Origin of the sequence: Pedobacter sp. SAFR-022 (genome assembly GCF_051965375.1) — a bacterium.
GTDB lineage: Bacteria > Bacteroidota > Bacteroidia > Sphingobacteriales > Sphingobacteriaceae > Pedobacter.
The window spans coordinates 166,668-180,665 of sequence record NZ_JBQCME010000003.1; the positions used below are offsets into that span (position 1 = coordinate 166,668).

Here is a 13,998-nt window from a genome sequence, read left to right on the forward strand (position 1 = left end):
GAACGTTATTTTGAATTGCCACCTTTCCGCACTCGTAAGGTCTTTCCTTTTTCAACAATCAAAGAGTCTTTACAACCCACTATTTCTCCATTATCATAAATCAGGGTAACAGGGTCAGAAAAATTGAAGGTATAAAATTCCAAATGGTGCGGGTGCAGGCCATCTTTGCTTTCCGGATAATTATTATATAAAAGCCTGTTATGTTTCGGCTTTAAAGCGTTAATAAGTGCCTTTTCTGCGTCTAAATAGATTACGTTATCCTCTATAGGCTTTTCACCCATGAGCATTTTAACCGCAATATCCATTTCATCATCGTCCGGCGAGAAAGTGTTCATGAAAATATTGTCCTTGAATGACAGGAATAGAATCGCAATTTCTTCTGTAGGCAGGGTTCCGTAATGGAATGGCCTTTCGACCGACAATATATCTTGTAGATGAGAATGGCCAGTCAGCCTTTTTATGATATCCTGTTCTGTTGCCTTACCAATATAATGAACCTTATATTTCAGGAATTGGGTAAAATCGCCCTTTATCCTGATGTCCAAAGCATCCCTCAAATAATGATAAATGAGTTTCTCCGGGGAAATCCAGTAATAACCTTCTCCGGTTTTAACCACGAAATTCGCCATAGACGTGAATGGCATAGGGTGCTGGAAGACAACTTCTGATTTCGGGTAGGTATAGTTAATCGCAATATCGCACCGGCTACCAAAAGGTACGTTAAACTCATCCTGAAATAATGGGAACTCACATTCAAGTATTTCGCTTGTGCCCTTTTGATGGACTTCAAATTTCAAGACTGGGTTCTCAATGTCCTCATTGTCTATACAGAAATTTTCAAAGGTCAATACCGGGCGCTGGGCAATAATATACAGCTTTCCCGAGTTGATGAACTGCTGGATAATCGCATCGTCTTTGACCATTACAAAATCGTAATTGCTTAAAGGGGTATAAGCTAATTGTAATACATTAAATAGTCGTTGTTCGGCCATAACCTATTTCGGATTTGCTAGGTTTTTCTTTGCTTGTTCAGCAGCCATCTCCAATGGACGCTTCACCATAACATCATACCATATTTGTTCGCTTACGACCATGATTTGATTGTCGCTAACTTTCACGTTAGTGAAATCTGCCATAAAGTTACCAGCAATATCTTTTTCAGCTTTGAAAATGTAAAAGCCAAATTTGTCAACGAGTAATGAAGCTGGGTTGCCAGGATTAATAGCCGCCAGGACATTCTTGGTTTCATCCTTAAATGCCCCTGCGGTCATAGTGGCATAGGGATGGATTGTAACTTGCTTTGCTTTCATATGGGCTTGCAAATCTGCATTGGTCAAAGCCTTAAATTCCAGCAAATTACTTCTTAATGATTCAGCTAAATCTGGATCAAGCTTATAATCCTCAAATGATTCCAACGATGAGATGTCAGCTCTCCAAAACATGGAATAAACCAACAATCGGATGATCAAAGGGTCTGGTGAGTTAAGATGTACTAATTTTAAATGTGGATGGATAGGAACTATTTTTAATTCACCTTTCATAACTTTTGCCTGCCAAAATTTAAGCGAGGGCGCAGAAGCAGTTTCAAGTAGGCTAAAGTAGGCTTCGCATTCATCACAAAGAATATAATCTTCTTTCGGTGAATCTTGCACGGTTTTGGGTTTGACGGACAGTTCGTTTTTCCCATTCAGAAGAAATCCTTTTCTAGGAGTACCTTTTGCACCTAAGAACCCTGTTGATATGAACCTTGGTAAAATATGTGAATTGGTCTTGGTTGCAGCATTAATCCTGCATAATAAACATTCGTCTGTTGGCTTCCTCATTTCTTAATTTAAATTGTTTCACGCGTTGTATGAACAGCAATATATCGGCTAATTTCTTTGAACCCGATTTCTGAGAACATTCCGTTTGTAATTGGATCGCTCGCATCCGAGACGATTCCGCATCGCCCTTCACCATCTGTTGTGATTTGTCTTGTAATTTCATACACCAAGCACTTCGCATAGCCTTTTCCACGAGCATCGGGATTGGTGTATAGACTACCTATGATTGGTAATTCTGTTTTTGAATCTAATACACTTGCTATGGTTGTAATTTTACCCTCTGATTCCCAATGGCAACTGGTTTCCTGCAATATTGATTGATAGGAAAGTTGCCTGGCATAATCTAAATCTCTTCCTTCGCGTTCGCCCCACTCTTCAATCCCATATTTGTAGGTCATTTCTGCTACAGTCTCCAAATCATCAATTGTACTAAAAAATGCTGCCCCTTCACATTGCTTGGTTAAAAGCTCGACTCTTTCACATTCATATAATACCCGCTCTTTAAAAATTTGAAACTCTACACCACTTTTATTAAATAAATCAAGCAGAAGTTGGCTTGTACCACAAAAAGAAAATCGCTTGGTGTATTTGCCCACATTTATTTTGCTCAATAAACCGTCTATTACAGTGTCTGACCATTTCAGTGAATACAGGTAATAAATGGAATCGCCCCAAACTGCAATTACATTTCCACCATCATCGTCTATAATATTGTAAGCTTCGTAAACGGATTGTCTTCCTGCGTTTAATTCGTCGAAATATTGGATCAAATGGTAGTGCGCCAGTCTATTTTTGTAAATGACCTTTTTATTTTCATTAAAGAAATCTTGAACCTTCGGGTATTCAACGACCTTAAACATATTTCATAACATTTGATTAAATGTACAAAAGAAAATCAAGACCACTTTTAAAAACGCTTATGCCCCGTAAGGGGCCGCCCGGGATTTTGGGGACACCTTACAGGGCATACAATATTGGTGGGTATGTTAGTGTACTTTGCTAACCATTTAAAAATCCTTGTTGCCGAATGTTTGTTAACCATATCTCGGCAAATTCAGCGTGTTCGTACTGCATTTCATCGTCACATTTGATAGTAACACCATTTTCATTAAAAATGAAGCTTTCCTCATCAATGCCCATGTTTGCCTGTTTGAATGAATAAGGTGTTACTTGTACCTCCTCGTAAGCTTCGGTATGGTCACCCCTGTGATCCACCACGATAAAACATACTTAGGGGTCTGCCATCAGGTCGCCGAGTTGTACGTAATAATGGCAAAAACTGTAAAGTTTTGCTTCTCCGCCGTAGGCATCGCCGATATGCTCAATGGTCAACGGCATAAAAGGCTCAATTTCAATTTTAAGGTGCTGTTTACCGTTCATCTTATCAATGAGCAAACAGAATATTTTCGTAGTATCTATATTTAACGTTTTCATATCAAAATGCGCCCTTTACACGGCTGCGCCTCCGTCTAGGTTAGTTTTTCAAAATTGGCGGTTGGGTTTGTTGCTATTTAATACCTCGCTGCCATATTTAGCTCGTATCTCGTCAAGTGATTTTTTACCGCCTTTATTTACTTTATACTCAGCCGTGCGGAAGTACCAAGCCAGTTTTTTAGAGGCAAAGAAAAACCCTGCTTTTTTTAGCGTGTCTTTAACTGGTCGGGTCAAACCCGTTACCCAAATCCACCAGCCAACCAGTTCAATAGCGATCCCGTCTAAATAGATAATGGCTTCTATTGCCTTGCGGTAAGCTTCCGACGATAATATTTCGTGTTCGGTTTCTTCTTCGGACAGGTTAGCGCCCTTAATCGCTTTGGCGCTGGCAAAAGCATATTCCTTGTTGATTTCCTGCATGGTAACTGTATCGCCGCCCAGGTCGGGGTGAAACTGTTTAGCCAACTTTTTGTAGGTCGCCTTAACCTCGTCAAGCGATTTGCACTCATTAAACCATTTCATAAGCGTATTTTTTTTGTGCCGTGGATTTCCGAAAACTCCGCTAACTGCCTGTAAAAACTTTCTGGGTTGTCTTCCCTGAACTGCTCGCCGTATCCCTCAAAATAGAGTTGGTCGAGGTGTTCTAAAAATGCCTGTTCCATGATGTTGATTTTTAAATGATAAATAGCCCCTGCCGATTGGCAGGGGCGTTGATGGTTTAAGCAGGCAATACAATACCCGCTTCAACCTCGGCCAGTCTTTCTGCAAAACGTCCGCTGATAAAAGCTACTGTACCTTTGATTACTGACGGGCTTTTTGTGGTAAACCTGTTACCCTTGGTATCGGTAATCACCAGTTCACATTGCTGAAAGGCGGTTTCATCTTCCAGTTCGTCAATGTTCTCTTTTTGCTCCTGCTCGAACCCTGTAAGTTTGTCGATGTACTCTTTGTACTTATCCCTTAATGCTGTTTTTTTCGCCAGTTCAGCCACCAATTTTAAGGTCTGCTCTAAATTCATTGCGGGTTTTTCTTCCGCTAAATTTGCTTTGATTTCCTTTTTGGTCGGCTCGGCCTGTGGTTGCTCTTCCGCTTTTGGCGTTTCTGCCTGTGGTTTTGTTTCCTCGGCTTTCGGCTGTTCCTGTGGCTTGTGTTCGTCTGCTTTAGATACAGCGTTTACAGGGTTGCCCGCAACGAATTTTGGGGTTTTGTCGGCTTTAACGGTGTTGACATTTGCTTGTCCGTTGTTTTTTGCTTTCGTTTCCATTTTTTTAAAAATTAAAAGTTTAAACCGGCGTACTACCTTTCCGCCGGAGCCTTTCCTGGCTTTTTGATAGTCACCCTCACCTGATTGGGCGGGGATTGCAGACAAGGCTTTGCCGAAAAAAATACTACCCGTAGGGTGGGGATTTTTTTCGAGCAAACCCGAAGGGCCTGGCCTTGGCTGGAAGCCACGTCCCATCAGAAATTTGTGCTCAAAAAGCTTGGAAATCACTCTTTATCCATCTCAAAAAAATCTTACTAGAGACCAGGAAGGCAGCTCTGCCAACGGCAGTGCTGTATTGCAGGTTAACAGCGGCTGAAGGCTGTGCAGCGGAGCGAACAGGCAAAGTGGCTGTCCTGCCTGGCAAATCCAATTCACTTTTATCGTTCCTATAAGTAACGACGGTTTATTGTATAGGAAAATAGTAACCATTAAGATTTGATATTATCTATATTAGTATGATTTTTCGTTTTCAACCACCTGTCATGGATACAATAAACTGGGCTAATTATAGCTTTGATGAATTTGAACTTTTCTGTAGTGCGCTACTTACTTTTGAAATAGGAAAGTCATATCAGCCATTTTCTGCTCCGGGAAGAGATGGTGGAATCGATGGTTCTTATACCGGACCATACCAGCAACAGTCTGGTAAATGGAGATTTCAATTTAAATTCCATCAGGTAGCCAGAAGCCAGGGGGTTAGTTCGTTAAGGTCTCAAATGAAAAAAGAAGCGGAGAAGCTCGGAGATGAGAACTTTTTTGTCCTTTTGACTAATGTGGAATTGCTGCCACAAGAGCATACCTCATTAATTGATACATTTCAGAACGAAGCGCAACTTTTAGGAAAATCGTGCACCTGTTTTGTTTGGGACGGCGCAAAACTTTACAATTTATTTCTTCAATATCCGATTCTTTCACTCTGGTTGAATGAAGGATTTAAGACAGCCCAAATACAAGATTATCGTAACGTATTTAGCAAAAACCTATTTGCGCAAGAATTATCACCAGGATCTTTTTCAAATTTATTTATTTCACGAAAAACGGATTTAGAAAAATTAACCGGATTTCTTGGGTCAGAACAAACCATAGCATTGATTATCGGAGAGGCCGGGATTGGCAAAACGCGTTTGGTTTTAGAATTTTTTAAGCAGTGTGTCGATGTATTGGATGATTGGATACCGCTTGTTTTATTAAACAGGCACGTTGATTTTGATAAAATCAGAAAAGCGCTAACCTCGAAATATAATTATGTCATTTTAATCGATGATGCACACAATTACAGTTCAGAGGTTATTGCAGATATGAAAGCATTGGCAGAAAGTCTGAACAGTAGTGTGAAAATTATATTAACGGCCAGGACGCTTGAGGCCTTTAATTCCCTTACATTAATAAAAGAATACGAAGCTGCAAACTTCCCGAAAATAAAACTTGACGAATTATCACGACCAGATACAGAGGTGCTCTTCCGTCATTATATTACCAGTCAGCATTACCTGCATTTTATTAACGAATTAGTTCAGCTTTCATTTGGGAAACCTATAATGATTATTGCGATGCTCAATGCGATGCGTGAAAACATTCCAATAAGCGAAATTAAGGAGCACGATTTCTTAAAAAGTTATGTAAAAAATTACTTCAACAGCTATGTGCAGACGGTTAGTAAATTAACCGGGGTCAACCATTCTTCTGTTCAGCGTATTCTTCAGACGGTCTCGCTTATTGAGCCGTTTAATTTTAATGACAGCAACATCATTAACAAGATAGCTGACCTGCATGAAACCAAGCCACAGAACATTAGCGACGCGCTAAAGTTACTTATAGACAAAGGTTTCGTTAACGGCCGGTATGAACAGAGCATCAAACCTGATTATTATAGTGATATTATTTTATCGGAAATAGACTATAACGAGGTAATCAAATACATCACAGATTTTGCTGCCCATATTGATAATATCGTAATTAACTTGAGTAGTGTTGATGAAATTAATAGCAAACAAAATGACGTTCTAAGAGAAATCTTGTCCATTTATACGGCATTAATTGAGACTGCGCAGTCGATAGATGTTATCAAGAAGATTTTAGGCACCGTTTTAAGCATTAGTTTTATTCAGCAAGAGATTTCGAAACAGGCCATTACTTACTTTACGAAGTCTATCGCGAATGAAAATCATGTCATCTACACTGATTACATCGAAAATGAAAAGTATAATTACCAGTCGGGCGACGAGCCGATAAACAGAGTAATCAGTATTTTAAGTAATCTTTATATGTACCCTGTGAATCTAGATTTCGTCGTCTCAAATTCAATGAAATTGTATAATGTTACAGCGAATAAAAAGTTAGCGAATATTTTTTCCTTCTCAAAGAGAGACGCTATCGAATCATTTGCCATGACACGGCAACAATATCTCCTTTCTGAACTTAACCGAAGGGCGAAAAAGCTTACAAACAAGGAATTAGAGTTTTCGCTACTATGCGTAAGCTCTCTTTTGAATTTAGATTTCACGATATCTGAATGGAATGCGGTCAACCAAGATGCATTTAATATAACAACATACTATTTGCCGTCATCTGGCCCTGTTAAAAAACTAAGAAAGTCTATTGTAGATTTTTTGTTCCAGATTTACAGCTTGCCCAATGCAGATGGGTTGAGAAGTGAAATATTGAAAAGCATTCTAGATGTGCCGAGAGGTATTTTTGCCTCCAGTAGAAATAAATCCGTTTACAGAAATGATACCGAAATAAAGCAAGTTCTCGGATTTTTGAATGAAAAGGCTGCTGACTTCAGCATCATTGACCAAAAAGAAGTGCTTGAAAAGTTATATTGGTTTGAGAAGTGGGGCATGCCGGAAAGTATGTCTTCCTTAGTCGATGTAGTACGTTCTGCTCTCAAGCCCAAAAATTTGACTGAGCGGATTTCCCAACTATTCTCTAAAGCAGAAACAAGTATCTTAGAAATGCCCGATGTAGAGAATTATGTGGCAGGAAAGGCAGCTGAATTTGTTAATATCGCTAACGAGGACGAATTGGCTGAAAGTATTATCTCTTTTTTGGAACCACAACAATATCCCCCTCATTATTACTGGGCCTTTCAAAATGCGCTAGAAAATAATTACCCAAACTATGCCAAAGCACTCAACAATAAGATGTTTGAGCGATCATTTGCTTTGTACAACCTCTACGGTTACAGGATTTTGAGCACTATGTATTTTAAGCATAATGATCATACCTATTACTGGGAATGGGTAAAAAAACTGCAACAGTTAAAAACTCCCGAAGCAGATAACATTTTGCTGGCGGTTTATGGTCAACGTGTTCCCGGAGAAACGGAACTCACCGATCAGGACATAGAAGTGATTTTGAAGGTGTTTAACAAAAAGAAAAAGGAAAACAACTTCATGCTCGCCACTGCGCTCCAAAGTTTATTTGTCGTAAAAGATCCGCTTACGATGGATTATTGCCGGGATTTTCTAGCAAGGGCGGGGCAGCGGGAAGTTGGCATGTTCTTTATCAGGCTAAGTGATAATGTACTGGTCACGGAAGCGCAAATGGCGGATTTAATTCTCAATCATACTGTACATTTTGCATTGACCTATGAGATTGAACGTTGTTTGAATCTTGTATTAAAGACAAACGGACCCGACGACGTTTTTAATTACTTATTGAGGAGGTATCAGTTTAAAAAACAGATCGTTATCAGCAGGAGGACATTGAGTGGGTATGAATTTGTTCCTGATGGGCGGCATTCCCATCTTTTTGATCAATGTGGGCCTGAAATTAAATTGGAAATGTTTTTTAAGGCCATCGAATGGTATTTAATTGAGGACAACGTTGGCGGCCATTTATATTATGCTAAAGATTTGCTGGAATATCTTCAACCCGGAGACGCCTTAAATAATGAGGTGTCCTCCTTCTATGAGACAAAGTTGCAAGATATGGACAGCAATGGAGAAAAACTATTGAGGCTTATAGAGACATTAAGCATATTTCATGTGAAAGATATTACGCTGATGGACTTAGTGGTCAAGCTATATGATTTGGTACAGGAGAGTAACAATAACAACCCGGAACTTTATCAAAAGCTTCGAACGCAATGCTATATTGCTATTACCACAATGGGCGTGAAATCAGGCGCTGCAAATGAACCATTCCAGGTTGATCTAGATCTACGTGATTTAATTGAATCGTATATCAAAGGTCTGCCAGAATATTATCCGGTAAACCAGTTCCTGCGGGATGTGCTTAAATCGGTAAACAATGAAATAAATCGATCAATTGACAGAGACAACTCAACATGGTAAAAACCCAGACCTTACATAGTTTTGCAGCACAAAAAAATGCCCTGCTAAACGTCCTTACCAGAAAAATTGCGGCAACTAAAGTTACCAATCTGAATGTTGCTTTTGATAACAAGTATTCTGTACGGCTCGATTCAATTACCGATTTACTAAACGCAATTGAATCGAAATTCAGAAAGTGCGAAACACTCTTCTACACATATTTTCAGGACATCGATCATAATATACTTGCAGGAAACATCACCTCTTTGCCCTTTGAAATGGATTGTACATTGATTGATGGAACTTCGACATTAAAATATTATTACAAGGTTGATGATAAATCATTATATAAAGAGATGATTGATCTTAATTTTCAAAATTTCATTTTAATGTTAGCTTCATTATACGAGAATCTGGTGTTGCTTGCAGAGATTTTTATTAAAAAAGTAATGATCTATGTTAAGCAGCCTTTAAGTTCTCCATTGCACGATTATCTAACCTATTTGAAACGTCTGATAGACTTAGGCTATCGGCAAAACGATAAACTGAACAGGTGTATGGTCAGTTTTGATCCCTTCTTCACAAGATATCTTTTGCAAATCAACAACCTGAGAAACAGGTTTATCCATGGATATACCCTGAATCTTCAAACAGATGGGTTTTCATATTTTGTAAAGAAGATGGAAGGAACTGCTTTTTCCCAAACCTCACCAGAACTAATTATTGATCAATTTACTGAACACGTTTTGAACAATACAAGGGACTTTATCAGAGAGCTTTTCGTGGCTTTGAAAGAATCCAGCACTCATCACCGTAAATCTATCCCTGCTTAATAGATATGAATAATGATCTAACCTACCTCTCTTATACACTTTATAACAATCCGGGCGTACAGGCTCTGTTCTTAGGGTCTGGTGTCTCCAGAAATGCTGGCATACCCACCGGCTGGGAAATTAACGAGGATCAGATCAAACAACTAGCTGTTGTACACAAGGAAGATCCCGGAAAAGACCCAGCGCGATGGTACCGTAATAAATTCGGCAAGGAGCCAGACTACTCTGAGATTTTAGAATCAATTACCAGCACACCAGAAGAACGGATTAATCTGCTTAAAAGGTATTTTGAACCTACGGAAGAAGAATTCGAAGAAGGTCTGAAACGACCTACCAAGGCGCACCAGGCTATTGCTAAATTAATTAAAGCCGGAACCTTTAAAGTCGTCGTCACAACAAATTTTGACCGGTTGCTGGAAAATGCGTTAAAAGATGAAGGGATCGAGGCGGTTGTGATCTCAAATGCTAGCCAGATTGAAAATGTGCAACCCATTGTTCACAATAAAATCACCATAGTGAAAATAAATGGCGATTACCTGGACACCAAATTTCTGAATATCAAGTCAGAACTGACGGGTTATGACGAAAGAATGAATGTACTGTTAACGTATACGTTCAGGCTATCCAGAATTGTTTGTCGCTAGTATTGCGGAAGCCTATACCAATCAGCACCGTGCAATAAAAGAAGAAAGCGACGAACTCATCCGACAAATTGGGGAAGCCAATAGAAAATTGACAATGCAAGAGAACTATTGCTGCTACATGAGCTGGAAGCGAATGAGTATCGGAAGATTAAAGAGGAGAACGGTTCGACAGTCGCACGTTTGGAGATGCGGCTAAATGAAGTAAACGTACAGAAGTCGACGCATGTAAACATCAAAAATCTAGCTCAAATGGCTGTAAACGCGCTTTGTGAGGTAGACAGGTTATATGATATTGCCAGTATTGAGGCGAAAAGGTACCTAGTAGGTATTTTGTTCCCTGAAAAAATGATGTACGTAGAAGGGGCATGTCGAACCGGAAAAGTCAACCGGGCGGCCGAGTTAATATATCTGGAAAACAAAGAGTTACGGGAAAAAAAAATGGGGCAAAAATCTCGTTTAAAGACTTTGCCCCATAAAGGGTGGAATATAGGGCTCGAACCTTTACCAAGAAACACCAATAACGACTAAAACGTCCATTAATCCACACCAATATACGTTTTCAAACCAGAAAACTTACCTTTGCCCCTTCTATGATCGAAATCTTCACAGACGGCGCAGCAAGTGGAAACCCCGGCCCAGGTGGCTACGGTGTTATCCTGCGCTCCGGAAAACATTACAAGGAACTTAGCGGTGGCTTCCGCATGACCACCAACAACCGCATGGAACTACTCGCCGTAATTGAGGGCCTAAAAGCCATCAAGACACCAGGCGCGCAAGTGATGGTCACCTCCGATTCCAAGTACGTGATCGATTCCATAGAAAAGAAATGGGTTTTCGGCTGGGCTAAAACCGGCTTCAAAGGCAAAAAGAATAAAGACCTTTGGATGCAGTTCCTCAACATATACAAGCTTCATCATGTTGCCTTTACCTGGATCAAAGGGCATAACCTGCACCCGGAAAACGAACGCTGCGACCAGCTGGCAGTCGCAGCATCAAAAAACCGTGCAGAATGGCAGATTGACGCTGCCTTCGAAGCGGAGCGCAACGCCTCTACCCTACTTTAAACACGCTTAACCTACTTTAACTTTCAGACCGCTTGCTGCCTTGTCCTCTGCGAGGAATCCTTCCACCATCTCCACCATTTCTTTAGAGCCGATGTAAATGGAGGTGCGCTGGTGCAGATCCTTCGGTTCAATGTCCACGATCCGGCGGAAACCGTCTGAGGCCTTTCCTCCAGCTTGCTCCACAATGAAAGCCATCGGATTGCATTCATACATCAACCGCAGCTTTCCATCCTGCGAACAGGTCGTCGTTGGATAGATGTAAATACCCCCCTTAATCAAATTCCGGTGGATGTCGGCCACCATAGAGCCGATGTATCTTGCAGTATAAGGCCGGTTGGTCGCCTGATCTGTACTTTGTGCATAATGCAGGTATTTCTTTACCCCCTCAGGGAAGTTCATATAGTTCCCTTCATTGATCGAGTAGATCTTACCATTGGCAGGAATCTTCATGTCCGGGTGTGAAAGGCAAAATTCCCCAATTGAAGGATCCAGCGTAAAGCCGTTTACCCCCTTACCGGTGGTGTACACCAGCATCGTTGATGATCCGTAAACAACATAGCCCGCAGCAACCTGCTCCGTGCCCCTTTGCAGTACGTCCGCAAGCGTGGCCTTACCCTCAACAGATTTTCGCCTAAGCACAGAAAACACCGTACCCACACCCACGTTACAGTCGATGTTCGAGGAACCGTCAAGCGGGTCAATACAAACAATGTATTTAGCATCCACCGATACCGGTGAATCGATAGCAATAAACTCATCCTCTTCTTCGGAGCCAACAATGCAGCACTCGCCACCGCAGGTCAGGGCCGCAATGAACTGGGTATTCGCAAACACATCCAGCTTCTTCTGCTCCTCCCCCTGGACGTTCACAGACCCGACGTCGCCCAGGATATCCACCAGTCCGGCCTTATTCACCTCCCGGTTTACAATTTTAGCTGCAATTCCAATGTCGCGCAGCAACCTGGATAATTCCCCTTTTGCATACGGGAAGTCGGCCTGTTTTTCAAGAATGAACTGGCCCAAAGTTTTAATGCCTGCCATGATACTTAGTGTAAAGTGTACGTTATCTTTTACCTAACTCTATTACTTCTAAGTTATCAATTTTGTCGAAAGAAATGCTAAAACGAATTAATGTTCTTACTTTATGCCAGCCGGATTTACCTGCTGCTCCGGGATTTATATGCAGACAGTTGATTTTTGGGTCAAACATGACTTTCAGTATGTGCGAATGTCCTGTTATAAAAAGGTTTGGTGGCTTAGTGTATATTTCTGGTCTTACCTGTTGCGCATATTTTCCCGGATAACCACCAATATGCGTCATCCAGATATCCATATCTTCACACATAAAGCGATTATGCTCCGGAAACTCCAGGCGGATGTCTTTATCATCAATATTCCCCCATACACCTCTTAAAGGTTTGAAAGCTGCTAATGGGGCTGCTACATCTGCACCAAAATCGCCCGCATGCCAAACCTCATCACATTCCTCGAAATGTTTAAATACTGCTTCATCCAGATACCCGTGGGTATCAGATATCAATCCAATTCGCTTCAAAATAGTAGATTTAAAATGCCAGGAAAAAGTCCTTCAGCAAACTTACGTAAGCATCCGTGTACACGCCCTGCGCAGCGTAAATATAGAAATCTTCATGTACAGGCGCCACATTGGCGAAACTGAAACAAATCACCTGCCGGATCTCTGGTTTACTTTCATCGGAATGCACATGGATGATGCGCTTCGGAAACAACTTGTACAATACCGCCTGAACCACCAATTCCTCCGCTTGTTTAACGGGTAAGATCAGCCAGCATTCACCAGAAGGATTTAACAGCATGGAAACCTTCCGGATCAGCCCAACAAAAAAATCTTCATCGGCATGCCGCGCGAGTCGCTTTCGTGCTTCCGGATTTTGTAGATCATTTACAAAAAATGGTGGATTGGAGATGATCAGGTCGTAACCAGTAGCACTTTCAAAGTGTAGGATATCTCCGGTATGAACCTTAAGCCTCGAAGCAAAGGGCGATGAAGCGCAGTTCTTAGTAGCTGTAGCAGCGGCAGCAGGATCGATTTCTATGGCCTCCACAACAGCATTAGGAAACCGCTGCGCCAGCATCATGGCGATCACACCGGTGCCGGTTCCAACGTCCAGCATACGCGAGGGCGCATCAGCAGTAACAATTCCGCCAATCAGCACACCATCGGTATTGATCTTCATCGCACAGCCAGTTTGATCAACTTCAAACTCCTTAAAACGGAACACAGAACCCATCGCTAACGTTCGTAGATCTCCAGCGGCAGCTTGTCCGGATCGGTAAAGAAGGTAAAGCGTTTGCCGCTGTACTCGTCCACCCGGATCGGTTCAGTGACCACACCCCGGGCATTTAACGTTGCAACCACAGCATCCAGGTCATTGACCTCAAAACACAAATGCCTTAAGCCGACGGCCTCAGGACCTGAAGCCCGCAATGGTGGGTTTTCAAAAGAAAAAAGCTCGATCTGGTAGTGACTATTCACCGCCAGATCAAGCTTGTAAGATTTCCTGGCTTCCCGGTATACTTCCTGTACCACTGTTAATCCAAGGGTATTCACGTAGAAATCTTTGCTCCGGGTATAGTCGGAGCAAATGATCGCTACATGGTGTATTTTATTGAACATGGC

The 13,998-nt window shown here is 41.4% G+C and carries 15 protein-coding genes and 1 pseudogene; 5 read left to right on the forward strand and 11 right to left on the reverse strand.

The annotated features are described in order from the left end of the window. Positions 1–5: 5 nt before the first annotated feature. The 7 genes and pseudogenes from ACTHQF_RS09130 to ACTHQF_RS09160 form a co-directional block, all read right to left on the reverse strand. Positions 6–992 carry a hypothetical protein gene (locus tag ACTHQF_RS09130; RefSeq protein WP_440429839.1) on the reverse strand — a complete coding sequence of 329 codons (987 nt, stop codon included), beginning with the start codon at positions 990–992 and terminating at the stop codon, positions 6–8. Between the two features lie 3 nt (positions 993–995). After that, entirely contained in the window at positions 996–1,823 is an 828-nt protein-coding gene (locus tag ACTHQF_RS09135; RefSeq protein ID WP_440429840.1) for a hypothetical protein, read from the reverse strand. Between the two features lie 8 nt (positions 1,824–1,831). Continuing rightward, positions 1,832–2,683 carry a GNAT family N-acetyltransferase gene (locus tag ACTHQF_RS09140; protein WP_440429841.1) on the reverse strand — a complete coding sequence of 284 codons (852 nt, stop codon included), beginning with the start codon at positions 2,681–2,683 and terminating at the stop codon, positions 1,832–1,834. 139 nt (positions 2,684–2,822) lie between these two features. Further along, a pseudogene (locus ACTHQF_RS09145) lies at positions 2,823–3,257 on the reverse strand (DUF6908 domain-containing protein). A 48-nt stretch (positions 3,258–3,305) separates the two neighbouring features. Further along, positions 3,306–3,779, reverse strand: coding sequence for a J domain-containing protein (locus ACTHQF_RS09150; RefSeq protein WP_440429842.1), 474 nt, complete (start codon positions 3,777–3,779; stop codon positions 3,306–3,308). Further along, the gene (locus ACTHQF_RS09155; protein ID WP_440429843.1) at positions 3,776–3,919 is read right to left on the reverse strand and encodes a hypothetical protein; all 144 of its coding nucleotides are present in this window, start codon (positions 3,917–3,919) and stop codon (positions 3,776–3,778) included. Before ACTHQF_RS09155 ends, ACTHQF_RS09150 begins: the two co-directional genes overlap by 4 nt. Before the next feature lie 56 nt (positions 3,920–3,975). Next, complete coding sequence (locus tag ACTHQF_RS09160; RefSeq protein ID WP_440429844.1) at positions 3,976–4,521, reverse strand: hypothetical protein; 546 nt, start codon at positions 4,519–4,521, stop codon at positions 3,976–3,978. 482 nt (positions 4,522–5,003) lie between these two features. On the opposite strand from ACTHQF_RS09160, the gene ACTHQF_RS09165 reads away from it, so the two are divergent. The 5 genes from ACTHQF_RS09165 to rnhA all read left to right on the forward strand — a co-directional run bounded on the left by ACTHQF_RS09165 (position 5,004) and on the right by rnhA (position 11,339). Then, positions 5,004–8,819: a hypothetical protein gene (locus ACTHQF_RS09165; RefSeq protein WP_440429845.1), complete on the forward strand. Its 3,816-nt coding sequence runs from the start codon at positions 5,004–5,006 to the stop codon at positions 8,817–8,819. Then, complete coding sequence (locus tag ACTHQF_RS09170; protein WP_440429846.1) at positions 8,813–9,631, forward strand: hypothetical protein; 819 nt, start codon at positions 8,813–8,815, stop codon at positions 9,629–9,631. The genes ACTHQF_RS09165 and ACTHQF_RS09170 overlap by 7 nt, the downstream gene beginning before the upstream one ends. A gap of 5 nt (positions 9,632–9,636) precedes the next feature. Next, positions 9,637–10,275 carry an SIR2 family protein gene (locus tag ACTHQF_RS09175; protein ID WP_440429847.1) on the forward strand — a complete coding sequence of 213 codons (639 nt, stop codon included), beginning with the start codon at positions 9,637–9,639 and terminating at the stop codon, positions 10,273–10,275. 108 nt (positions 10,276–10,383) lie between these two features. Then, the gene (locus tag ACTHQF_RS09180) at positions 10,384–10,803 is read left to right on the forward strand and encodes a hypothetical protein (RefSeq protein ID WP_440429848.1); all 420 of its coding nucleotides are present in this window, start codon (positions 10,384–10,386) and stop codon (positions 10,801–10,803) included. A 62-nt stretch (positions 10,804–10,865) separates the two neighbouring features. After that, positions 10,866–11,339 (forward strand): ribonuclease HI, encoded by a 474-nt coding sequence (gene rnhA / locus ACTHQF_RS09185; protein WP_440429849.1) that lies wholly within the window; start codon positions 10,866–10,868, stop codon positions 11,337–11,339. A 6-nt stretch (positions 11,340–11,345) separates the two neighbouring features. Here the strand turns inward: rnhA and fbp are convergent, their stop codons facing one another. From fbp to gloA2, 4 genes are read right to left on the reverse strand one after another with little or no spacing between them, the layout of a single operon-like run. Continuing rightward, positions 11,346–12,380 (reverse strand): class 1 fructose-bisphosphatase, encoded by a 1,035-nt coding sequence (fbp, locus tag ACTHQF_RS09190; RefSeq protein ID WP_440429850.1) that lies wholly within the window; start codon positions 12,378–12,380, stop codon positions 11,346–11,348. A 22-nt stretch (positions 12,381–12,402) separates the two neighbouring features. After that, positions 12,403–12,894 (reverse strand): metallophosphoesterase family protein, encoded by a 492-nt coding sequence (locus tag ACTHQF_RS09195; RefSeq protein ID WP_440429851.1) that lies wholly within the window; start codon positions 12,892–12,894, stop codon positions 12,403–12,405. A 10-nt stretch (positions 12,895–12,904) separates the two neighbouring features. Further along, positions 12,905–13,555, reverse strand: coding sequence for a tRNA1(Val) (adenine(37)-N6)-methyltransferase (locus ACTHQF_RS09200; protein WP_440429852.1), 651 nt, complete (start codon positions 13,553–13,555; stop codon positions 12,905–12,907). Between the two features lie 56 nt (positions 13,556–13,611). Further along, positions 13,612–13,995, reverse strand: coding sequence for an SMU1112c/YaeR family gloxylase I-like metalloprotein (gene gloA2, locus ACTHQF_RS09205; protein WP_440429854.1), 384 nt, complete (start codon positions 13,993–13,995; stop codon positions 13,612–13,614). Positions 13,996–13,998 lie beyond the last annotated feature (3 nt).